At 41.8% G+C, this 261-nt stretch carries 1 protein-coding gene; it reads left to right on the forward strand.

The genetic code is table 11. From position 1 onward, the window contains the following. Positions 1–70 precede the first annotated feature (70 nt). A partial coding sequence (locus BCT27_RS25770) for a hypothetical protein (RefSeq protein WP_206748027.1) occupies positions 71–261 on the forward strand: 191 nt, incomplete at its 3' end.

Genomic DNA, 261 nt, shown 5'->3' on the forward strand with positions numbered 1-261 from the left:
GTGAATACATAGGTTTGGTCAGGTTTAGTGCGGGCAAGTGCCCGTTATCACAGCGTTACATGCAAGAGATATGAGTACATTGGAAGAATTCAGAGAAAATAAAGATAGCTGGATTGGTGTGGCTTACAAAGAGACCCGCTCAGATGATCGTGGAAGCTACGATGCAAACGAAAAGGCTCGCTATTCTCTTTTGATACTGCTCCAGTATGACTTCCAAGAGACAGATCTAGAATTAATACGTTTTCTCTTTGAGCAAGAAAT

This window comes from Enterovibrio norvegicus, from assembly GCF_002876705.1.
Lineage (GTDB): Bacteria > Pseudomonadota > Gammaproteobacteria > Enterobacterales > Vibrionaceae > Enterovibrio > Enterovibrio norvegicus_B.